This window comes from Pseudoalteromonas sp. 2CM37A (genome assembly GCF_023161885.1).
Taxonomy (GTDB): Bacteria; Pseudomonadota; Gammaproteobacteria; order Enterobacterales; family Alteromonadaceae; genus Pseudoalteromonas; species Pseudoalteromonas atlantica.
Genome location: NZ_JALNTJ010000005.1, coordinates 22,275 through 43,438, shown reverse-complemented (window position 1 = coordinate 43,438; position 21,164 = coordinate 22,275). Strand labels below are relative to the sequence as shown.

The following is a 21,164-nucleotide window of genomic DNA, read 5'->3' as shown; positions in this document are numbered from 1 at the left end:
AATTACCAGTCTAAGTCTACACCGTCAGAAAGGTGTAAATCATCTTCTAGTTCTGCTAATTCTGCATCTGAATCAATTTTCTTGCCGCCTTTGGTAAATACATGCAGCTCAGATTTAACTGAATCAGGGCGTTTAATTTTTTCACTAATTTGTAGCGCAACGTTATCGCGAGAGCGACCCATTTTAGCTCTAAATGTAGGTAACTCCTCAACAAATACCGTAATATGCTCTGGCATTTCTACCGGTATAATATCGCCCGCTTTAAGTTCCATTATTTGTTTAAGAGACAAATCCACCTCAAGAAGTTGAGTCGACATATCCACCTCAACATCCATAATTTCATCGCGTAAAGCTTTGCTCCAGCGCAAATCGGTGTCTTCTGTATCCGATTGTACACCCGCATCTAATAGCTCTCTAATGGGTTCAAGCATTGAATACGGCAGAGCGATGTGAAAATCACCGCCACCGCCATCTAATTCAATATGAAAAGAGCTAATAACCACAACCTCAGTAGGGCTCACAATGTTGGCCATTGCTGGGTTTACTTCTGAATCGAGGTATTCAAACGACACGTCCATAACCGGTGCCCATGCTTCTTTGTAATCTTCAAAGATAATTTTTAGTAGCATTTGCACGATTCTACGTTCGGTAGGGGTAAATTCGCGGCCTTCAATTTTGGCATGGTAACGCCCGTCACCACCAAAAAAGTTATCTACCAAAATAAACACTAAACGTGCTTCCATGGTGATAAGGCCAGTGCCTTTTAGCGGTCTAAAACGCACCATATTTAAGCTTGTTGGTACAAATAAGGTATGAATGTATTCGCCAAATTTAATCATTTGTACGCCATTAATCGACACCTCTGCGGTGCGGCGCATCATGTTAAATAAGCTTATTCGCATATGACGAGCAAATCGCTCGTTAACAATTTCCAGGGTCGGCATGCGACCACGCACGATCCGATCTTGCGAAGAAAAGTCGTACTGTAATGTACTGCCTTCGCCGTCTTCACCTTCGTGTATATCTTCCTCTTCGACTTCATCAACGCCGTGTAAGAGTGCATCAATTTCGTCTTGGGATAATAAATCGCTCACGCTAGCCCCTTATTGCATCACAAAGCCGGTAAACAATACCCGCTCAATTACTTTTGTGCCTTCAACATCATTCAGCGCAGCTTGCACTTTTTCAAGCGCAGTAAAGCGTAATGTTTCTTTGCCTGCACTAGTGCTGAGTTCATCAGCTGTGGTGGTTGAAAACACACTTAATAAGGTGCCTTCAATCAGTGGGATGTGCTTTTTAGCGGTTTCTTCATTTACATCGCCACGCACAAGTAATTGCACTTTTATTTGTACAATTCTATCTCTGCTTGACCCAGGTACATTAAACACAAAGGGTCTTGGCATAGCAACATACAAGGCACTGCCCATTTCAGCTGAAGAGCCTGAAGGTGTAGCCGAGTCGCTTTGCGCTGCGGTTGTTGTTTCTTCATCTAATGTTTCAATGGGTGCATCATCGCCCGCCATAAAAAAATAGCCTGCACCACCGCCAACAACAAGCAGTACTGCCACTATGATTATGATCAGCTTTTTTTTGCTTTTACCGGTTTCTTCTATTTCTAAACTTGTTTCTTCGGCCATTGTGATTCCTTTTTTAGCAAAGGTACTTGCTTGTTTTAGTTATTATAATAGCAGTACTTAGGCATAGTAATCTATTGATGATGAAGTTTGTTGTCGAGAACTTTGTGGGTTAGCTCCATCTTGCTCATCATTTTTATCCTGCTGTGTATTTTTATTAGCCGTTTGACCTTGTGATTGCTCCTCGCCTTCATCGCTTTGCTCATTACCAGATTGCCCGTAAGAAATCGTACTTTCACCTAAATCAATTCCCTGCTCGGCTAACATTTCACGTAAGCGCGGCATTGATTGTTCAAGTGCTTCTTTAGCTTGCTGGTTTTGCACTACAAAATTTATTTGTGCTTGTTCAGCATCACTTCTGATACGAATTTGCATGCTGCCCATTTCTGGCGGATCTAATCGAATTTCAGCTTCTTTATTGCTAATGCTTAGCATTGAAGATACACGCTCTTGAAGCATTTTAGCTGCATCACTTTTAACAATATTAATAGCCTGCATCATACTTGCATCTATATTTACCTGCTTAACCTGCGCGGTGCTGCTTTGTAATTGCTGCGACTGTATAGCTTGGCTCTCTAAAATAGACTGCTCATAACGAGCGTTTTCGTACTGAGTATTTATTTGTGCCTGCGTGTTATTAATGCCATCGGTTATCAACGTAAACACCTGAGCTACACGCGATAAACCAGTATTTGTTTTAGGCTCTTTAAGTAAGCTTTCCTGCTCGGCCTCTAGGGCGTTTAACTCTTCTGGATTTACACCGTCTTGCTCAATACTAGAGGGTGCTTCAGCATTAATCATGGCTTTATTTTGCGTTGTATTCGCAGTCATTGCAGCATTACTGGCTTGCTGCGCATTTAAAGCCGCATTTGCAGAGCTCGACACACTTTGCGCTTTGCTCTCACTAAGCTGCGTATCAAGCATAGTTTGTAAGTTGCTTATTGTTTCATTTACTTTTTTGAGCGTATCACCTGTTGGTTGCTCGTTACTCACATAGCTTTTCAATTGGCTAAGTAGCGCCTGCTTTTCATCGCTATTTAGGTTTTTTAACTGAGATTGAACTAGCTCACCGGGCGTGCTTGGAGCTTTTTCGTTTTGTACAACAAACTCTGTCAGTAATTGTTTAACGGAGCTAGCACGATCATCACCTTCACTTGGCGTGGTTTCAGCAAAGGAGCTTTTAACGTGCTCGTTTAATTGTGCACGTTGCGCTTCGCTTAATGAGTTGAGTACTTTAGATGTAGTTGATAGCTCTGATTGCGTAGATGAACGAGTCAGTTCTTTGGCTAATTGCTCTATGTCTGCATCGCTTATAGGCAGCGCACCTTCAGCATCTAACGCAGTGCCTGGCGCTTTTGTATTCTCAGCACCTTTACCTTCATTTTTTAAAGAAGGGGCTAAATTTTCTCCAGCGCTTTGCTTAGCTGCTTTAGTTTCAAGCTCAGCGTTTGTAAACGCACTTTTTTTGCCGTTGCTATTATTATCAGTTAAAAGAGTATCTTCGGCTTTAGTCGTTATGGCATCTGCTTCATCAGTTTTACCTAATTGCGAAGCTAAAAAGCTAACACTTTTATCACTCTTTTTTACACTTAAATCGCTAAAATCATTATCGCTATTGCCGTGTTTTTTTACACTTACGTCAATCACTTGCGAGGAGTTTATTTGTGCTAAAACGCTATCGCCAGATAATAACGTATCTTGCGTGTCATCACTTAATGAAGCTGTCGGTTTTTTGCTATTGGCTAGCTGCTTATCATCTGTTGGCAATAAAGAGCCTGCTTGGCTAGGAGCCTCAGAATTAGCAGGTAATACAAAGGGTTTGTCTGCATCTTGTAGCTGGCTTAAAAAATCATCACCAGATTCGTTACCTGCAGGTAAGTTACTGTCTTTAAATGCTAAAAAAGAGTCTTTTTCAGCTGTTGCCAACATTGAAATATCGTTTATTGCCATAATTCACCTACACAGCACTGCGGCAAGTTGCCACCGCACTTTGCCAAAATTAATTACCACCTACCAACCAAAGCAATAAACGCGCCAGAGTTATAAACTTTTACGGCGCTGAAAAAATTGATTAGCAGAAAACTCGTCCAGCATTTTTTGCTCACTCTTTGCCATTAACGCCGCTGCTTTTAGGTTTTGTTTTTCAATTAATTTTGCTACGGCTTTTGCTTTTACCTGCTGCTTTAACCACAAAGCTTTACGCTGTGTTACAACTTGCTTAGCGGTATTTACCGTACTGGCTTGCTGACGAATCGCTTCTTCAATTTTTGCTATAAAGGCATGGTACTGGCCAAAGCCCGCGCTTGATAAACCGGACTTTCCTTTCACATGTAATTGCTGAGAGTATTCTAATCTAAAGTTATTTAACCCTTGCAGCTTTTGTTGGTTAGCTTGTAAATTTTGATTGGCTTGTAAGTAGCTCATGCGCAGATTTTCTTCTTTGTCGTTTTCGAGCTTAAGCAGTAAATCGAGCTTATTTTTTGCCATTATGCTTGTCCTAGTAATTGAGCTAGACCGTGTAAACCATCGTCGTAACTTATTACATCACGCATACCTTGCTGTAAAAACGCATTTACGCGCGGCATCATATTTATAGCTTGATCAAGCATTTGGTCAGCCCCTTTTTGATACGCACCTAAGGTGATCATATCTTTATTTTGCTGATACATTGAATACACTTGTTTTAATACGCGGGCCTGCTGCATATGAGGCTCAGACACCACTTGCGGCATAACACGAGAAATTGATTTTTCGATATCTATCGCGGGGTAATGACCGCTATCGGCTAAGTCACGCGAAAGTACAATATGCCCATCTAAAATAGCACGTGCAGCATCGGCTATTGGGTCTTGCATATCATCGCCCTCACTAAGCACTGTAAAAAACGCAGTGATAGACCCTTGCCCTTCGCCGCCATTACCCGCTCGCTCCACCAGCGCCGGTAATTTAGCAAATACAGAAGGCGGATACCCTTTTGTTGCAGGAGGTTCGCCAACCGCTAGCGCTATTTCGCGTTGCGCCATGGCGTAACGGGTTACTGAATCAAGCAATAACAATACGTTTAAACCTTGATCACGAAAGTACTCAGCAATGGTCACCGCACTTTCACAGCCTTTTAAGCGCATAAGGGGCGATGCATCAGCAGGAGCAGCTACCACAACAGAGCGTTTGCGCCCTTCTACACCGAGTATCTCTTCAATAAATTCTTTTACCTCACGGCCACGCTCACCCACTAGGCCAACCACAATAACATCGGCTTCACTGCCGCGGGTCATCATACCTAAGAGGACCGATTTACCAACACCAGAGCCTGCAAACAAACCCATACGCTGGCCTTGCCCTACAGTAATAACTGAATTTATAGCCCGTACACCTACATCCATAGGTTGGCTGATTGGTCTTCTAGCGAGGGGGTTTATGGGGTTTTGTGCAAACTTTAAATAGTGTTCGGCGTTAATTTTCCCCAGGCCGTCAAGCGGGCGGCCTAAGCCATCTACAACGCGGCCTAGTAGGCTCATACCAACAGGCAAGCCGGTATCATTTACTTGTGGAATAACACGCGCACCGGGTAACACACCGGAAATGTGGTCATTAGGCATTAAGTAAAGGGTTTGCTCACTAAAGCCCACTACCTCAGCATCTACAAACCCTGACATAGTTTCTATTTTGCATTGGCTGCCTACAGGCGCACGTAGCCCTTTCGCCTCAAGGGTTAAACCGACTACGCGGGTTAAAATACCCGCTACAGCAGGTTTAAACGCTGCGATATGGTGTTGGTATTGATTTAAGCGTTCGCTTAGAGGTGCACGTTGAGCTGCCATAACACGCCACAAAAAAGATTAGATACCGCTATTATGCAAAAAGCTATCCAACGTTTCTTTGACACGGGTTTTTAGGGTCATATCTAAAGACGATTGTGGCGTTTTAACTTCGCAACCGCCGCGCTCGAGTGTGGGTTCTGCAATTAGCTGCCAATTATTACCTGCAATAGTTTGCTCACCATAGCTTTGCTTTACCAGTTCTAAGTCATCTGGGTTTAAATGCACACGAACTTTTTCTTGCTCAGTATTTAATGCATCTATGCTTTTTTTAAGCGTATGTAAAATAACATCGGGCGATGTTTTAATTTCTTGATAGGTTATAGCTTCTGCCAGCATAACCGCTAATTGCACTAAGTGCTTTTCTGCCAGTTCGTCCACTTTATCAAGCGGAGCGCTGAGGTTGTCGATTATGCTACGCAAGCTGGTTAACTGCTCTTCTATTAACGGCTTAACGTCTTCTTGGCCTTGTGTTTTACCAAGCTCTACGCCTTCTTTATAGCCTGCTTCTTTGCCCTCACCAACCCCTTTTTCAAAGCCATCTATGTAGCCTTGTTCGTGCCCTTGCTTTAAGCCTTCCTCATAAGCATCTTGCCTAATGCGCTCAAGCTCAGCCATAGTTAACGAAGGCAGTTCAGGCTCTTGCGGCTGAGTGTCTTCTACTGCTTCTTCTTCAACTTCTTTTTTATACAAATCAGAAAGCGGTGTGCCAAAAGCCGTTGAACGATTGCCAAAACTACGCTCATCAGGAGCAACGTCAGGTATTGGCCAGTTTTTTAAAAGCTCATCAGCATCATCTGCATGTAAAGGGCGACCTTTTAATTTAGACATAGCTTACAGGAACTCCTCGCCACCGCCGCCGCCTAGCTGAACTTCACCCGAGTCAGATAGACGCCTTGCTGTTGAAAGCACTTCTTTTTGGGCAGCTTCTACTTCACTTATTCTAACCGGTGCCATTGCCTCTAAATCATCGGCAAGCATTTCGGCAGCACGTTTAGACATATTACCCAAAATTTTATCTTTAAGCGCTTCATCAGTCCCTTTAATGGCTTTCATTAGTACGTCTTGCTGTACTTCACGCAGTATGGCTTGAATACCGCGGTCATCCACATCCAAAAGGTTTTCAAATACAAACATAAGATCTTGAATTTGCTGAGACATTTCTTCATCGTGTTCACGAATAGAGTCCATCAACTGCCCTTCTATATTTGTATCTAGGTAGTTCATGATATCTGCCGCGGCTTTTAAGCCACCCATTTTAGCGGCTTGTGCGCCTGCTTGGCCGGCAAATTGTTTTTCCATAATCTCGTTAAGTTCTTGCAATGCTGCAGGTTGCACTTCTTCAAGATTAGCAATACGCATAGTTAAATCTAGGCGCACTTTTTCAGGAAATTGCGCTAAGATTTCTGCCGATTGCTCAGGCTCTAAATACGATAAAACAATAGTTTGAATTTGCGGGTGCTCATTACGAATAATATTGGCAACTTGCTTTGAGTCCATCCATTTAAGTGAATCTAAGCCTTTAGCGCCCGAGCCCATTACAATTTGGTCGATTAAACTAGCTGCTTTATCTTCACCTAATGCGGCGGTAAGCGCCTTTTTAATAAAGTCTTCTGACTGGAAGCCAATTGTACTAAAGCTTTGTATTTGTTCTATAAATAAATTGTGAACTGCGCTTATTTTAGATTGTGACAAGTCATCTAGCGCAGCCATTGCCATCCCCACTTTTTGCACTTGCTTAGGCTCTAAGTGTTTAAGTATTTGCGCTGCATCTTCTTCAGATAAACTCAACAAAAGAATTGCAGCTTTATCTACGCCATCTAACTTGTCAACATCAAACGCTGGCGGGAGTTGTTTTTGTTCTTGATCAGTCATCTTCTGTTAACCACGCTTTCACTACTTGTGATGATAGTTCAGGTTCGTTCGCTACAAGTGCTCTTACCGCTTTAAGCAAATCTTCGTCGCCATGTAAATCTGGCAGCTGTAGTGTACCATCGCTTGAGAAGCCTACAGAAGCAGAATCAAAGTCTTTATTTAGCATATCTAGCGTGCTATCGCCAATATCCACCCCAGAGCTTAATGCATCTTCATCATACTCTTCGAGCGTATCATCTGGGTATATTAAGCGTTTAAGCATAGGCTTAACAACTGCCATAATAAGCACAATAATAACCAGCGCACCCAGTACTAAGCGGACGATTTTCATAAACCAGTCCTGCTCCCACAGCGGTACTTCTAAATCTAAATCAACTGCTTCGCGTACAAATGGTACGGTTACCACCTCTAATGCATCGCCGCGTTGCATATCAAAACCTACCCCACCTTGTAATAGGCGACGTATATTTGACAAAGCCTCTACCGAGCGCGGCGCCATGGTTGTTTCGCCGTTTTCACCTACTTTTGGCACATAATCAACGGCAACCGAGACGCTAATTCTGCGAATAACCCCTGTTTGTTGGCGCTTATGCGAAATGGTGGTGTCTAGCTCAAAGTTACGTGTAGCCTCTTTATGCACTCGGCTTGGGTTCGTTGCTGTACCAGCATTGCCTTGACCTGCTACTTCTGGAATAGTTGAATTCATAGGTGGTTGATTAGTAAGTGCCCCAGGAATACCTACCGCTAAGCCACCAATGTTGTTCTCTTCAAATGTGGTTTCGCTTCTTACTGCTGGTAGGTCTGGGTTGTAGCGCTTTTGTGTTTCTTCTACTGAGCTAAAGTCCATGTTTAAATCAACTTGCGCCGTGTAGTTACCCAAGCCAACTACAGGAATAAGAATACTGTCTATTTTTTCTAAATACTCTTGCTCACGCTTTCTTTCAATGTCGTACTCTTTACGAGAGCGTGCTGCTAATGAGTCTTGCGAGCCTGAATTAAGTAAGCGGCCGTTTTGATCTGTTACCGTTACACGTGAAGGCTCAAGCCCTTGTACTGCAGAGGCAATCATATCAACCACTGAGTCAATCTCCTCGCCATCAAGCATTCTGCCGCGCTTAAGAGTCAATACCACTGTGGCTGATGGCTTTTTTTCTCTGCGTGCAAATACGTTTTCTTTTGGAATGGCTAATAAAACTTTAGCGCGTGTTACGTTGTTTAATTCTTCTATGGTGCGGGCAAGTTGTTGCTCGCGGCCATGTTTTAAACGTTCACGCTCTAATCGTTGGCTAACACCAAAGCCCATATCTTGCATTATGATATCGGTGCCTGAGGTAGGACCTTGCTCTAGGCCTTCACGGGCCATTAGCAATTTAATGTTTTGATACTCACTTTCATCAACCGAAATTACGTTGCCGTCTAGCTCGTAGTCAATTTTTTGTGCATCTAAAAAATCAAGGGTTTGGATCAGCTCCTCTGTTGGCATTTTACCAAGTGGGCGCATGTCTGGCTGACGTGCCCAAATAATCACAAATATGGCAATAGCTAAACAAATAGCCAGCGCAATAATAAGGGTGACTTGGCGAAGCACATCAACACCATTTAAGGCGCTTAAGTAGCCCGACTTTTGTTCTTGTTGCTCGTTATCTTCGCTTTGGTCAATACCGCCGCCAGCAAGAGCAAGATCTGTTGATTGATTAGATTGCGCCACAATAATTCTCCACTACCTACTTAAACAGGCATGTTCATAATTTCTTGGTATGACTCAACAAGTTTATTTCTTACTTGTACTGTAGCCTCAAATGCCACTGACGATTTTTGTGAGGCAATCATTGCCTCAGCAAGCGATACACTTCTATCACCCATTTCAACAGCCACTACTTTTTGTTTAGCATCTTGTTGTAAGCCATTAACCGTGTTTAATGCATCACTTAGTAAGTCACCAAATTGAGCAGACGATGTTGGCTGAGCTTGAGTAGGTAGCTTATTGATTTGATTTGTATGGCCTGCTTCTAAAGCCATTGATTGCATTTCTTGAAATAGCGCGCTGTTTTGAATTTTCATAATTTTCTCTGGCAAATGCAGTTAACGTTCATAAAGGGAATAAAGCACAAAGTGTGCCATAAAAATAAACCTTTAATTACATAAGGTTAACTATTATTTTTAAGAGTCAGAGATTTGACAACCCTAAACTAAGCGTGGTTAGTTTAGGGTTATATAGAAGAAAGGGATAAAGTTATGCGGGCAGCGAAATACCTAAATCGCGCATTTGCGCTAGTTTATAACGTAAAGTACGCGGACTGATCCCAAGTGTTTGTGCAACATCTTTACGTTTGCCTTGGCAGCGCGCTAGGGTCTCTAATATTATTTTATGCTCTTTATCTTTTAGCTCATCTTTATAGCTGCCAGTATCAACACTAGGCAGAGAGCTACTCGCCTCTGCAGGCGTTATTTTGTCATCATAATACGCGCCACTGGGAGTGTTCGCTTGTTCAGGCGCTATCTCCTGTGTAGGCGTACTGTTAATTGGCGCTTGCATTAAGTTTTCAATAAAAATGGCCTGTTCGCCAATTACATTGCCCGTTCGCAAAATAAGCGCACGTTGAATTACATTATCAAGCTCGCGTACATTACCAGGCCATGCATGGCTTAGTAATTTTTGTTCAGCGGCACTATCAAGCGTTGCTAGCGGCTCTTTACTTTTAACTAAATGGCGCTCTATTAAATGCTTAGCCAATACAATTATATCCCCTGGGCGATCACAAAGCGGTCGCCACATTAGAGGAAATACATTTAAGCGATAATATAAGTCTTCTCTAAATTGATTATCTGCAACGGCTTCTTTTAGGTCGCGGTTACTGGTTGCGAGTACTCTTACATCGAGTGAAATTGTTTTTCGGGCACCTAAACGCTCAACTTCACGCTCTTGCAATACCCGTAATAGCTTAGCTTGCAGCCCCAAGTCCATTTCGGTTATTTCATCAAGTAATATGGTGCCGCCTTGGGCTTGTTCAAATTTACCTGGGCATGCTTGTATTGCACCGGTAAACGCGCCTTTTTCGTAGCCAAATAAAGTGGCTTCAAGCATGTTTTCGGGAATAGCCGCACAGTTTATTGCCACAAAAGGCGCATCGCATCGGTTTGATTTATCGTGAATGTAGCGCGCTAACACTTCTTTACCAGAGCCACTAGGGCCTAGCACCATAACACTTGCATCTGAGCGCGCCACTTTGCTCGCCAGTTCTAAAAGCGCAATACTGCTTGGGTCGGCAACAATTGGGCCGTCAGTGTCTTTTGGCTTTTCGGGTAAATACCGACTAACCATATTTAAAAGCACCTCAGGGGCAAATGGTTTAGCCATATAATCAATTGCGCCTAAGCGCATTGCCTCTACTGCATCATCAATCGTTGCATAGGCAGTCATCATTAATACGGGGAGATCTGGGTAGTTAAGCTTAATGCTTCTAAGTAAATCTAGGCCGCTCATCGCGCCCATTTGCACGTCACTGACCACTAATGAAAACTCAGATTTTTTTAATTGGATCATGGCTTGCTCAGCACTATCGGCTGCAACACAGGCAATACCCGACATTTCTAACGTGTCTATGAGTGCTTCTCTTAAACCTGCATCATCTTCAACCACTAGTATTGTATTACTCATGCTGTTTTCTCCTGCGTTGAGGCCGTGCATATGGGCAGCAATAAACTAAAACATGCACCACCATTGGCATTATTAACCACTTCAACACGTCCTTGATGCGCATTAGCCACAGAGCTTACAACAGCAAGCCCAAGCCCTGTACCTTGGCTTTTTGTGGTATAAAACGGTTCAAAAATTTTCTCTATTTGGCTCAACTCTACACCAGGGCCGTTATCGCATACGCTAATACGCACGGTATCGGGTTCGCTGCTATCGCGCTGCGCTTTCAATGTCACCAGGGCTTGGCTGCCAATAATTTGGATACTATTGTGAATAAGGTTTTGAATAGCACTGGCCAGCGCGGTTTTATTACCGGTAATTTCTATGTCTGGCTCTGGTAGCTCAACAACAAGTGAGCTGTTATTTAAGGCCACCATTGCATCGGCACCTAGTTTTACCTCGTTTAAAAGCTGCTGCATAGAAACCTGTTCAACCACTTGTTGCTCGCCGCTTTTGGCAAAAAGTAGCATATCGTTAACTTGGGTTTCTAAATCTTTTAAACGCGACATTAACTTAGTTTGAAAGTTATCGCGTGATGACTCTGGTAGCTTTTTAGAGCCCAAATTGGCCGCGTATAACATAGCCGCCGAAAGCGGTGTACGCACTTGGTGCGCAAGCGAAGCCACCATTTTACCTAACGCGCTTAGGCGCTGCATATGGGCTACGCGCTTTTGCAAACGGCGCGTTTCTGTTAAATCTGTCATTAATATTAATTGCCCAGGCTCTGGCGCTAGCGCAGTAATATCAAGCTTTATAAGGCGCCCATCTTTGAGCGACACTTCATGTCCATCATCTTGGTGGGGACGAAAAGAGCGCTGAATAATGTTAAACCACTTCTCTCCTTCGAGCGGCTCGCCTAACATATCAATCGCTATTTGATTGGCTTTTGCAATAAGCCCTTTGCCATCAAGCACTACAACACCCGCAGGCATGGTATCAACTAAGTGCGACAGCCAACTTGCCTGCTGTCTTAAATCACTTAATTCACCAATGTACTCTTCTTGAAGTAAACATGGGTTATACTGTTTTGCAGTAATAAACTGTGGTTTAAGTACACTCGCAAGGGCCATAATCAAATCTCTTAATGATGTAGATACAGGGCTAAATGCACAATTTATACCAATATTATTTTATATATTTTTCATTTAGTTACCTTACAATATCGCGTAACAAAAAAATGACGCACACTAAAAGGAATAATAATGAGTGAGCAAAATAAATGCCGTTGTGCATGGCTCGACGCCACAAAGCCTGATTATGTGAAATACCATGATGAAGAATGGGGAGTCCCCCTTTATGACGATACGAAATTATTTGAATTTATTACCCTCGAGTCGGCGCAAGCGGGCTTAAGTTGGTACACCATTTTAAAAAAGCGCGCAGGCTATAAAAAAGCATTTGCTAATTTTAATGTGCAAAAAGTGGCTAACTTTACAGCCGATGATATAGAACGGCTAATGCAAGATGAGAGCATAGTGCGGAACCGCTTAAAAATTGCTGCCACCGTTAATAATGCTCAACGGTTTATTGAGATTCAAAAAGAATTTGGCAGCTTTAGTAATTACCAATGGCAATTTGTGGGCAATAAACCAATTATTAGTGATTTAAATAGTGTTGAAGATACCCCTGCAATTACCGAGGAGTCAAAAGCGTTTGCAAAGGATTTAAAAAAACGAGGTTTTAAATTTTTGGGCCCTACAACGGTATACGCACATATGCAGGCCTGTGGCATGGTAAACGATCACAGTAATGATTGTTTTAGAAAAGAAGAAATTATAAAGGCGTTTAGTGAATAAGTGATTTATCAGCATAAAAGTGATCTGTTCATAAAAAGGTGAAGAGACGCTTCGCTTTTGAGAAGTAACGTGTAAGTTAATTGTGGTTTCTCATTTGATCTCGTTTTTTGGGGGGTTAAGTAATTAAAAGCTGCGCTTTTTACGCGAGCAAGCTTTGCGTCTACCGCCAAAGTTTAAGTTTGCGTTTATCTTGTAAACGCGAAGCTTGCTTGCGTGACGGGCAAAGCCCGTAAATTAATTCCTCAAAAATGAATAATAAATAACGAAAAGTCTTTCACCATTTGCATACTGTTAATCTCGCGATAGATTGTACTTTTTCATTTTTTCGACAAGCGTAGTACGCCTTACACCTAATATTTCTGCGGCGCGCGCAACAACGTAATCAAAACGCTCTAACGCTTGGGTAATTAAGCTTATTTCAAGCTCTGCTAAATAATCTTTAAGCTCTATACCCTCTTCAGGTAATACGCCAGATCCCGGTTGGCTAAATTCAGGCTCTGGTTCATTATCATAATCGCTAAAGCCTGAGCTAAAAATATCGTTAAAGGCATCTTTTTCAAGTAGCTCTTCAGGGTATTCTGGCTCGTATGCGTCTACCTCGATGTAGCGATATTTATTGGGTAAATCGGGTACATCCACTACTTTTTCAGGGAACATAATCACCATGCGCTCCACTAAATTAGCAAGCTCTCGAATATTACCAGGCCAAGCATGCTCTTTTAGGCTCTCTACCGCGCGCTCTGTAAATTTAGCCGACGTACCACTTTGCTCATTCACACGACGCATTAACTCTTTAAGTAATAAAGGTATGTCGTCTGCACGCTCATTAAGAGACGGGTTTTCAATAGGAAACACGTTTAAACGGTAATATAAATCTTCCCTAAAGCTGCCCTTTTCAATCATTTCCTCAAGGTTGCGATGAGTAGCGGCAATCACCCGTACATCTGCTTGAATCGCTTTTGTGCCACCTACACGCTCGTAGCTGCGCTCTTGTAATACACGCAATAACTTTACTTGCATTTGCAGCGGCATATCGCCAATTTCATCTAAAAATAGCGTACCGCCTTGAGCCAATTCAAAGCGTCCTTTACGTGCAGAAATAGCGCCGGTAAACGCCCCTTTTTCGTGACCGAATAGCTCGCTTTCGAGCAACTCTCCAGGAATAGCACCACAGTTTACTGGTACAAACGGCCCCGTATTGCGTTTAGATAATAAATGGACGTTACGCGCAACCACCTCTTTACCTGTACCCGATTCGCCTAAAATAAGCACGTTTGCATCGGTTTTAGCCACTTGCTCAATTAAAAAGCGTACGTTTTTAACTGCATCAGTTTCGCCAACTAAACCATCAAATGTTTTGTGTGGTTTATGCTGCTTGTGGCTCCCAGGCAACATACGTTGGTACTGTTGGCAGTCGTGTAATAACTGTGTGGTTACTTCGTGATTAAACGGCTCACAAATTAAGCCCACTACATTAGCAATACTTAATAAGGGCTTGAGTGTTTCACCAATCAGTAAAAAAGGCAGGGTTGGAAAACGCTTAATTAAGCTTTCATGATCTAAGCCTTGCAATGCACCTAAAATAACAATGCATTCTTGTTGTTGATACTTACTAGATACTTGCTCAAAATCACTTTCGTCAAGTAACTGCACAGCTTCCCCAATAAAGGTAAGCGATGCATTTAATCCTATTGCACGGTTATTATTATTATCTAAAATCAAGATCATAGTTAGCGAGCCATAATTTCACTAATTTATTTTATTAGCTAAATTGTAAGCGAGATCTGAATGGATGCAAGTAATAGCGGCGGTTTTTTGACATAAACGCCAAAAAATAGACGGATTAGTAAAATCAATCATACTTAAGAATTAATCATTAAGTATCAGTTTATATAAACCCAATATAAAAGCTTACTAAAATTTTAAAGGACAAATTACCCATTATACGAAATATATAAGCTATTATTTACTTAAGTTGAAAGCAGCAGTGCCGATAACTATACGATAGTAAAACGTTTGGCATTAATATTGCTTTTGTTTTGATATTAGTTTTACATAATTTTAGTAGTTAAATTTTAGGATTTTCCCATGGCACATGTCTCACTGAAAAAATACAGTCAAGTTCGTGCAAGTAACATTGCAGAAATGGCGCCGTATGAACAAATAAACCTTATTTTTAGTAATATTATTGGTCGCTTAGCCGCTACTAAGGGTTTTATTGAACGCAAAGAAATAGAAAAAAAAGGCGAAAACCTCTCAGCATGCATTTTATTATTAGGTGCACTGCAAGATGCGCTTAACTTAGAAGTAGAACAAGATCCTAGTATTTCTGATAATTTATTGGCGTTATACGCTTACTGCCAACGTAAGTTAACTCAAGCTAATATAAATAATGATATTGAAGCAGTTGTTGAAGTTTCAAGCATCATTAAAGAAATAAAAGAAGGCTGGGATAGTATTCCAGCAGATCAACGCAGCCCTGCGGTATAAGGCTATGGGTCAAAGCCTTTCAGCTAAAGCAAAGCATATTAATGAGCTGCTTAATAATATTGAAGCATTAGTACAAAGCAATAAAGCTGATGAAGCTAAACCTAGTATGGATACTTTAAATATTGAGCTTAAAAACTGGTGCGAAAGTGATGCCCCGCCAAAAGCTCAAGAATTAGAGGCTATTCAAGCTGCTATTAACACTATAAGCAAGCAAGCAATGGCTAAAAAGAACGAATCATCAAAAGCCATAATTAAGCAAAAAAAATCAGGTAAAGCTATCTCTGCCTACAAATCAGTTTAACTAAGTATCGCACAGCGCTATTTAAACTTAATTAAGCATAAAAAAACCGTTTATAAAACGGTTTTTTTATAGGCCTAACGAATTTTACTGGTTATGAATTGTTACTCACCACGCCAGGCATATTTTCAAGCTGTGCTTGCACATAACTACTTGTAGAGTTGAGGCTCGCTACCAGTAAATCCATGGCATTATATTGAGCATATAACCTGTCTGATAACGACTCCATCTTGCTGGCAAGGCTAAGTCGTTGGTCATCGATATCTTCTAGTTGATTTGTTTTACTGTCTATACGGTTTTGAATAATACCATCGGAATCTGTATAAAAGCTCATTAAGTCATCAAAAGACTGGGCAAAGCCGCCCTCATCTTCATCACTACCCACAAAAAACTGCTGTACTAAATCTACGTCTGAATCTATTTGCTCGTTTAGTGTTTCAGTATTGAGTGATAAAACACCATAGCGGTCTGTTTCAACACCTAATTGTGAAAGTGATAATGAATTACCATCACCTAAATCGACCGACTCAGTTATTTCACTACGCAGTTTTGACATAACACCACGAAGTAGTGAATCTCCCGCCATTACACCAGCGCCACTTTCACCTGATGCACCTAAATTATTACTAAGCTCTAACAGTTCGTTGTAACTAGTGATAAAGCTATTTAAACCTGCTTGTATATTATTATTATTTTCAGTGACTGATATATCGCTCATATCATCGTCGGCATCATGCAATTTTTTTGCGGTGATATCCACGCCATCAATTACATTGCTAAATTCATTAGTATTGCTTGATACCGTTAATGTGCCATCAATAGTTATTTGTGCATTTTGTGCAGCGTTTACTTCTGTTAGGTTTGTAGTATGGTTTAGCGGGTCTGCGTCAGATACATCGTAAGCTAACCGTGAGAGCCCACCAGTGTCAGTATTATTACCATCGTCATCTTGTACGGTAATAGTAATTGCATTGTCTTCACCAGTTTCTTTACTAGTAAGTACTAAATGCTGGCCATCATCACTGGTTACTATAGTCGCCACAACCGAGTCATTACTATCGCTGCCCGTAAAGGGGCCGTTATTAATTTGGTCGCGTAAATCTTCTAAGGTATTAGTTGCAGACAGAACAGTGGAAAAACTGTTTTCACCAGAGCCAATTGTAATTACACCGGCGCCAATTGCCTCATCGGCAGCAAATGCAGGAGATGACAATTTATGAGCTTGCGCTAATGCATCAACTTTTACGTTATAGCTTCCTGGTTGGGCGTCTTCATCTGCACTAATTGATATAAAGTCATCATTACCAGACGTACTACGCTTTTGGTAGTTATCACTATCGCCTAATGCTTCCATAGCCGTTTGCACCTGCTCTAAAGCAGATTTTAATGCGCCTGCAGCTGATATATCTGTAGTTAAGTTACTTTCAGTAGTATTTAAACGAGCCTCAGCAGGGGCCTGCTCAGCATTCACTAATGCATCAACAATGTCTGATACAGCTAAGCCAGAGCCCAAACCATTAAACGAAATAGACATACTTCACCTCTTTAAACACCTTAAAATAAGCTAACTCTAAATACACGAGTAACAATAGCCGCTAAACAGTTTGATCAATTAAAATACCCGCAGATTCAGAAAGCTTTGACACTAAGCTTAATACTTCTTCCGAAGGGTATTGCTTAATTACATCGCCACTGGTTTTATCGAGAATTTTAATAACGTCACGGCCTGAGTCTTCATCAACTTGAAATTGCAAACTACGGCTCATCTCTCCCATAAACTCCTGCAATTGTTGCGCCACTTTTTCAAGCTGTTCACGCTCAAGTTGTTGGTTTTGTGAACTATTGCCCTCAGAGCTTTGCTGCGTATAGTGATTGTTTAACTGGTTTTGCGAGCCTTGTTCATCCGTTTTATTTACGTCATCAACAGCGCGCTGAGTCAATGTCGCTCCAGACTGCCCTACTTGTTTATCTTCACCAGTTAAAGATGTTGATGCTATCGTAACTTCTGCGTTTGAAGTAATGGTGTTCATAACGCCTCCTAAACTTTGCCGAACTTGTATAGTTATTAAACTAACAATAGCTTAATTTATACCCTTAAACCACAAAAGGAGGTAGCTAAAGCCACCTCCTTGTTTTAAAACTAATACTGACTTTATGTACTAGCTAGCTATTCATTAAGCTATAACGTTTAACTTATTAACCTAATAAGCTAAGTGCTGTTTGTGGTAACTGATTCGCTTGCGATAAAATTGACGTACCAGCTTGTTGCAAAATTTGGTTTTTAGTCATTTCTGCTGTTTCAGTTGCAAAATCTGTATCTTGAATACGGCTACGTGATGCAGATACATTTTCAGAGATGTTTGCAAGGTTACTAATAGTATGGTCAAAACGGTTTTGAATCGCACCTAAGTCAGCGCGTTGAGCGTCAATATTAGCTATTGCGTTATCGATTATAGCCAAAGCATCCTGAGAACCAGATTGCGTTCCAATATCTACCTCATCGATGCTAACAACTTCGCTTGTATAAGCAGTGTTAGCAGCTGTGGCCATTGTAGCTGCACTTGCTTCAATTTTGAACGACTCTGATGAGTTAAACTGTAAAGAACCCATTACACGCGCTGCGTTATCGCCATCCGATGTCACCGATGCCGTTACTGCTGGATTTGATGCATTCCCCTTGTAATCCAAACCATTTAAAGTTAAACCTGCGCCGGCAACTTGCGCCGAAGCATTATCGACAACGTCTAAATTCTCTATCGTTATGTCTTCACCTTTATCGTTTGATAAGATAAGTTCATTATTTTCTATAGAAGCGGAAACACCATGTTTAGCTGAATCTTTATTTATTGCTTGAGATAGAGCACTTAAATCATCAGAGACAGTACCGCTTGCAGTAAACGAAACAGCTGTAGATGTTCCACCAGCATTCAAGTCAAAACTCATAGTATCATCTGTTGATAAGCTACCAGCAAATGCAACTTTAGCCTGTGTTTTAGCCAATGCATCCACCCCAGTGCTGTCTGTTAAACCATTAATCTTCTCTGCCGCAGAGCGAGCACTTGAATTAGCATCAAGGGTAACTTCAACATCCTTACCATCGCGCCCTGTTATAGTGTACTTATCAGTTGCAGTAATAGCATTTGTGGGGAGTGTAGCTCCCGCTTCAGCTTGACCAAAACCGTTAGCCGCTGCTGATTGTAATGTTGTTTGGTTTGTGCCTATTTCATCTGCAGCAACGCTTGAAAGTGATAAATTAATTGTTTCATTTGCATTTGCACCCACTTGAAAAGCCTTTGTACCATAAGACCCATCTAATAGCTGCTGCCCACCAAACGAAGTAGTTTCCGCAATTCGTGTCAACTCTGTTTGTAATGCTGATACTTCTTTTTGAAGCGCTTCTCTATCATCAGCAGAGTTTGAACCATTTGCCGATTGCAGAGCAAGCTCACGCATACGCTGCAAAATATTAGTCGACTCTTGCATCGCACCTTCTGCAGTTTGCGCCATTGAGATACCGTCATTGGCGTTACGCTGAGCTACTGCTAAACCATTAACTTGTGATGTTAAGCGATTTGAAATTTGTAAGCCTGCCGCATCATCTTTTGCGCTGTTAATACGCATACCTGATGATAAGCGCTCCATTGACGTTGCTAGGTCAGAACCTGATTGAGATAGGTTACGTTGAGCGTTTAGTGAAGATACATTTGTATTTACTGAAATCATAATAAAACTCCTGATTACTTTCGTAATGTGACTGTTTAGATTTAACCAAGAGCTGTCACAATTGTATGTTCAAGCTCTGTTCTGGTTAAGTTAACGGCAGGGAATAAATTATCTTTAGAAGTATTTTAAAAATAAATTAGTTTATTTGTTTAATTAAAACATAATTACTTGTTTTTAAATAAAAATAATAATTTATTAATTTTCGCTATCTCAAAAAGCAAAAACGCACTTCAAATTGAAGTGCGTTTATAATAAAGAGTTTTAGTTAACTAGATGATTAGCCACCTAATAAACTAATTGCAGCCTGTGGTATCTGGTTTGCTTGAGAAAGTATTGATGTACCTGCTTGTTGCAATATTTGGTTTTTAGTCATTTCTGCTGTTTCAGTTGCAAAGTCTGTATCTTGTATTCGGCTACGTGATGCCGACACATTTTCAGCTATATTAGCAAGGTTACTTATTGTATGGCCAAACCTATTTTGAACCGCACCTAAATCAGCGCGTTGAGCGTCAATATTAGCTATTGCATTATCAATTATTGCTAAAGCATCCTGAGAGTCAGTTTGCGTACTAATGTCAATTGTATCAACGCTAACAACTTCGCTTGTATAAGCAGTGTTAGCAGCTGTGGCCATTGTAGCTGCACTTGCTTCAATTTTGAACGACTCTGATGAGTTAAACTGTAAAGAACCCATTACACGCGCTGCGTTATCGCCATCCGATGTCACCGATGCCGTTACTGCTGGATTTGATGCATTCCCCTTGTAATCCAAACCATTTAAAGTTAAACCTGCGCCGGCAACTTGCGCCGAAGCATTATCGACAACGTCTAAATTCTCTATCGTTATGTCTTCACCTTTATCGTTTGATAAGATAAGTTCATTATTTTCTATAGAAGCGGAAACACCATGTTTAGCTGAATCTTTATTTATTGCTTGAGATAGAGCACTTAAATCATCAGAGACAGTACCGCTTGCAGTAAACGAAACAGCTGTAGATGTTCCACCAGCATTCAAGTCAAAACTCATAGTATCATCTGTTGATAAGCTACCAGCAAATGCAACTTTAGCCTGTGTTTTAGCCAATGCATCCACCCCAGTGCTGTCTGTTAAACCATTAATCTTCTCTGCCGCAGAGCGAGCACTTGAATTAGCATCAAGGGTAACTTCAACATCCTTACCATCGCGCCCTGTTATAGTGTACTTATCAGTTGCAGTAATAGCATTTGTGGGGAGTGTAGCTCCCGCTTCAGCTTGACCAAAACCGTTAGCCGCTGCTGATTGTAATGTTGTTTGGTTTGTGCCTATTTCATCTGCAGCAACGCTTGAAAGTGATAAATTAATTGTTTCATTTGCATTTGCACCCACTTGAAAAGCCTTTGTACCATAAGACCCATCTAATAGCTGCTGCCCACCAAACGAAGTAGTTTCCGCAATTCGTGTCAACTCTGTTTGTAATGCTGATACTTCTTTTTGAAGCGCTTCTCTATCATCAGCAGAGTTTGAACCATTTGCCGATTGCAGAGCAAGCTCACGCATACGCTGCAAAATATTAGTCGACTCTTGCATCGCACCTTCTGCAGTTTGCGCCATTGAGATACCGTCATTGGCGTTACGCTGGGCGACAGCTAAACCATTTATTTGTGAGGTTAAGCGATTTGAAATTTGTAGGCCGGCGGCATCATCTTTTGCGCTATTAATACGCATACCTGATGACAAACGCTCCATTGACGTTGCTAGGCCTTCGCCAGATTTTGTTAAGTTACGTTGTGCGTTCAGTGACGACACATTAGTATTTACTGTTAATGCCATTTTACCATCTCCTAGGTTTAAAC

General features: G+C 41.4%; 19 protein-coding genes. 3 read left to right on the top strand and 16 right to left on the bottom strand.

The genetic code is table 11. From position 1 onward, the window contains the following. Window positions 1–2: 2 nt before the first annotated feature. The 11 genes from fliM to MTF68_RS12575 form a co-directional block, all read right to left on the bottom strand. Window positions 3–1,094 (bottom strand): flagellar motor switch protein FliM, encoded by a 1,092-nt coding sequence (gene fliM, locus MTF68_RS12625; protein WP_004588297.1) that lies wholly within the window; start codon window positions 1,092–1,094, stop codon window positions 3–5. A 9-nt stretch (window positions 1,095–1,103) separates the two neighbouring features. Beyond that, on the bottom strand, window positions 1,104–1,637 hold the full coding sequence (gene fliL / locus MTF68_RS12620) for a flagellar basal body-associated protein FliL (RefSeq protein WP_154945352.1): 534 nt from the start codon (window positions 1,635–1,637) through the stop codon (window positions 1,104–1,106). Between the two features lie 57 nt (window positions 1,638–1,694). Continuing rightward, window positions 1,695–3,584: a flagellar hook-length control protein FliK gene (locus MTF68_RS12615; protein WP_248462696.1), complete on the bottom strand. Its 1,890-nt coding sequence runs from the start codon at window positions 3,582–3,584 to the stop codon at window positions 1,695–1,697. Between the two features lie 90 nt (window positions 3,585–3,674). Next, window positions 3,675–4,121, bottom strand: a complete 447-nt coding sequence (gene fliJ, locus MTF68_RS12610) for a flagellar export protein FliJ (RefSeq protein WP_004588294.1) — start codon at window positions 4,119–4,121, stop codon at window positions 3,675–3,677. Further along, complete coding sequence (fliI, locus tag MTF68_RS12605) at window positions 4,121–5,455, bottom strand: flagellar protein export ATPase FliI (RefSeq protein ID WP_096041360.1); 1,335 nt, start codon at window positions 5,453–5,455, stop codon at window positions 4,121–4,123. The genes fliJ and fliI overlap by 1 nt, the downstream gene beginning before the upstream one ends. 18 nt (window positions 5,456–5,473) lie before the next feature. Next, a complete protein-coding gene (gene fliH / locus MTF68_RS12600) occupies window positions 5,474–6,283 on the bottom strand; it encodes a flagellar assembly protein FliH (RefSeq protein ID WP_248462694.1) in 810 nt (269 codons plus the stop codon). A gap of 3 nt (window positions 6,284–6,286) precedes the next feature. Then, window positions 6,287–7,327 carry a flagellar motor switch protein FliG gene (fliG, locus tag MTF68_RS12595; RefSeq protein WP_248462692.1) on the bottom strand — a complete coding sequence of 347 codons (1,041 nt, stop codon included), beginning with the start codon at window positions 7,325–7,327 and terminating at the stop codon, window positions 6,287–6,289. Then, complete coding sequence (fliF, locus tag MTF68_RS12590; RefSeq protein ID WP_004588290.1) at window positions 7,320–9,035, bottom strand: flagellar basal-body MS-ring/collar protein FliF; 1,716 nt, start codon at window positions 9,033–9,035, stop codon at window positions 7,320–7,322. The genes fliG and fliF overlap by 8 nt, the downstream gene beginning before the upstream one ends. A 20-nt stretch (window positions 9,036–9,055) precedes the next feature. Beyond that, complete coding sequence (fliE, locus tag MTF68_RS12585) at window positions 9,056–9,388, bottom strand: flagellar hook-basal body complex protein FliE (RefSeq protein ID WP_004588289.1); 333 nt, start codon at window positions 9,386–9,388, stop codon at window positions 9,056–9,058. Between the two features lie 172 nt (window positions 9,389–9,560). Beyond that, the gene (locus MTF68_RS12580; RefSeq protein WP_064386716.1) at window positions 9,561–10,985 is read right to left on the bottom strand and encodes a sigma-54 dependent transcriptional regulator; all 1,425 of its coding nucleotides are present in this window, start codon (window positions 10,983–10,985) and stop codon (window positions 9,561–9,563) included. Then, the gene (locus MTF68_RS12575; protein ID WP_064386717.1) at window positions 10,982–12,094 is read right to left on the bottom strand and encodes an ATP-binding protein; all 1,113 of its coding nucleotides are present in this window, start codon (window positions 12,092–12,094) and stop codon (window positions 10,982–10,984) included. The genes MTF68_RS12580 and MTF68_RS12575 overlap by 4 nt, the downstream gene beginning before the upstream one ends. A 132-nt stretch (window positions 12,095–12,226) precedes the next feature. Between MTF68_RS12575 and MTF68_RS12570 the strand changes: the two genes are divergently transcribed. Next, the gene (locus MTF68_RS12570) at window positions 12,227–12,820 is read left to right on the top strand and encodes a DNA-3-methyladenine glycosylase I (RefSeq protein WP_004588286.1); all 594 of its coding nucleotides are present in this window, start codon (window positions 12,227–12,229) and stop codon (window positions 12,818–12,820) included. 291 nt (window positions 12,821–13,111) lie between these two features. Here MTF68_RS12570 and MTF68_RS12565 read toward each other — a convergent pair whose 3' ends face one another. Then, complete coding sequence (locus tag MTF68_RS12565) at window positions 13,112–14,548, bottom strand: sigma-54 dependent transcriptional regulator (protein WP_054982994.1); 1,437 nt, start codon at window positions 14,546–14,548, stop codon at window positions 13,112–13,114. A 360-nt stretch (window positions 14,549–14,908) separates the two neighbouring features. Here MTF68_RS12565 and fliS point away from each other — a divergent pair, with 360 nt between their 5' ends. Together fliS and MTF68_RS12555 are read left to right on the top strand one after the other, a co-directional pair. Next, a complete protein-coding gene (gene fliS / locus MTF68_RS12560; RefSeq protein ID WP_058548563.1) occupies window positions 14,909–15,310 on the top strand; it encodes a flagellar export chaperone FliS in 402 nt (133 codons plus the stop codon). 4 nt (window positions 15,311–15,314) lie between these two features. Continuing rightward, window positions 15,315–15,611 (top strand): hypothetical protein, encoded by a 297-nt coding sequence (locus MTF68_RS12555; RefSeq protein ID WP_248450551.1) that lies wholly within the window; start codon window positions 15,315–15,317, stop codon window positions 15,609–15,611. Window positions 15,612–15,702: 91 nt separating this feature from the next. On the opposite strand, the gene fliD is transcribed toward MTF68_RS12555, so the two are convergent. From fliD to MTF68_RS19710, 4 genes are all read right to left on the bottom strand, one after another. Then, on the bottom strand, window positions 15,703–17,142 hold the full coding sequence (fliD, locus tag MTF68_RS12550; RefSeq protein ID WP_248450549.1) for a flagellar filament capping protein FliD: 1,440 nt from the start codon (window positions 17,140–17,142) through the stop codon (window positions 15,703–15,705). A gap of 61 nt (window positions 17,143–17,203) precedes the next feature. Beyond that, a complete protein-coding gene (locus MTF68_RS12545) occupies window positions 17,204–17,638 on the bottom strand; it encodes a flagellar protein FlaG (RefSeq protein ID WP_248450547.1) in 435 nt (144 codons plus the stop codon). A gap of 166 nt (window positions 17,639–17,804) precedes the next feature. Continuing rightward, window positions 17,805–19,331, bottom strand: a complete 1,527-nt coding sequence (locus tag MTF68_RS19715) for a flagellin (RefSeq protein ID WP_282448296.1) — start codon at window positions 19,329–19,331, stop codon at window positions 17,805–17,807. A 277-nt stretch (window positions 19,332–19,608) separates the two neighbouring features. Further along, a complete protein-coding gene (locus tag MTF68_RS19710; protein WP_282448295.1) occupies window positions 19,609–21,141 on the bottom strand; it encodes a flagellin in 1,533 nt (510 codons plus the stop codon). Window positions 21,142–21,164: the final 23 nt, after the last annotated feature.

What these genes read in the sequence shown, in the direction of transcription:
- MTF68_RS12615 (WP_248462696.1), bottom strand. Translation starts at nt 3,584, where the DNA reads ATGGCAATAAACGATATTTCAATGTTGGCAACAGCTGAAAAAGACTCT.
- MTF68_RS12575 (WP_064386717.1), bottom strand. Translation starts at nt 12,094, where the DNA reads ATGGCCCTTGCGAGTGTACTTAAACCACAGTTTATTACTGCAAAACAG.
- fliD (WP_248450549.1), bottom strand. Translation starts at nt 17,142, where the DNA reads ATGTCTATTTCGTTTAATGGTTTGGGCTCTGGCTTAGCTGTATCAGAC.
- MTF68_RS19715 (WP_282448296.1), bottom strand. Translation starts at nt 19,331, where the DNA reads ATGATTTCAGTAAATACAAATGTATCTTCACTAAACGCTCAACGTAAC.
- fliE (WP_004588289.1), bottom strand. Translation starts at nt 9,388, where the DNA reads ATGAAAATTCAAAACAGCGCGCTATTTCAAGAAATGCAATCAATGGCT.
- fliG (WP_248462692.1), bottom strand. Translation starts at nt 7,327, where the DNA reads ATGACTGATCAAGAACAAAAACAACTCCCGCCAGCGTTTGATGTTGAC.
- MTF68_RS12580 (WP_064386716.1), bottom strand. Translation starts at nt 10,985, where the DNA reads ATGAGTAATACAATACTAGTGGTTGAAGATGATGCAGGTTTAAGAGAA.
- MTF68_RS12565 (WP_054982994.1), bottom strand. Translation starts at nt 14,548, where the DNA reads ATGATCTTGATTTTAGATAATAATAATAACCGTGCAATAGGATTAAAT.
- MTF68_RS19710 (WP_282448295.1), bottom strand. Translation starts at nt 21,141, where the DNA reads ATGGCATTAACAGTAAATACTAATGTGTCGTCACTGAACGCACAACGT.
- MTF68_RS12555 (WP_248450551.1), top strand. Translation starts at nt 15,315, where the DNA reads ATGGGTCAAAGCCTTTCAGCTAAAGCAAAGCATATTAATGAGCTGCTT.
- MTF68_RS12545 (WP_248450547.1), bottom strand. Translation starts at nt 17,638, where the DNA reads ATGAACACCATTACTTCAAACGCAGAAGTTACGATAGCATCAACATCT.
- fliL (WP_154945352.1), bottom strand. Translation starts at nt 1,637, where the DNA reads ATGGCCGAAGAAACAAGTTTAGAAATAGAAGAAACCGGTAAAAGCAAA.
- fliS (WP_058548563.1), top strand. Translation starts at nt 14,909, where the DNA reads ATGGCACATGTCTCACTGAAAAAATACAGTCAAGTTCGTGCAAGTAAC.
- fliH (WP_248462694.1), bottom strand. Translation starts at nt 6,283, where the DNA reads ATGTCTAAATTAAAAGGTCGCCCTTTACATGCAGATGATGCTGATGAG.
- fliI (WP_096041360.1), bottom strand. Translation starts at nt 5,455, where the DNA reads ATGGCAGCTCAACGTGCACCTCTAAGCGAACGCTTAAATCAATACCAA.
- fliJ (WP_004588294.1), bottom strand. Translation starts at nt 4,121, where the DNA reads ATGGCAAAAAATAAGCTCGATTTACTGCTTAAGCTCGAAAACGACAAA.
- MTF68_RS12570 (WP_004588286.1), top strand. Translation starts at nt 12,227, where the DNA reads ATGAGTGAGCAAAATAAATGCCGTTGTGCATGGCTCGACGCCACAAAG.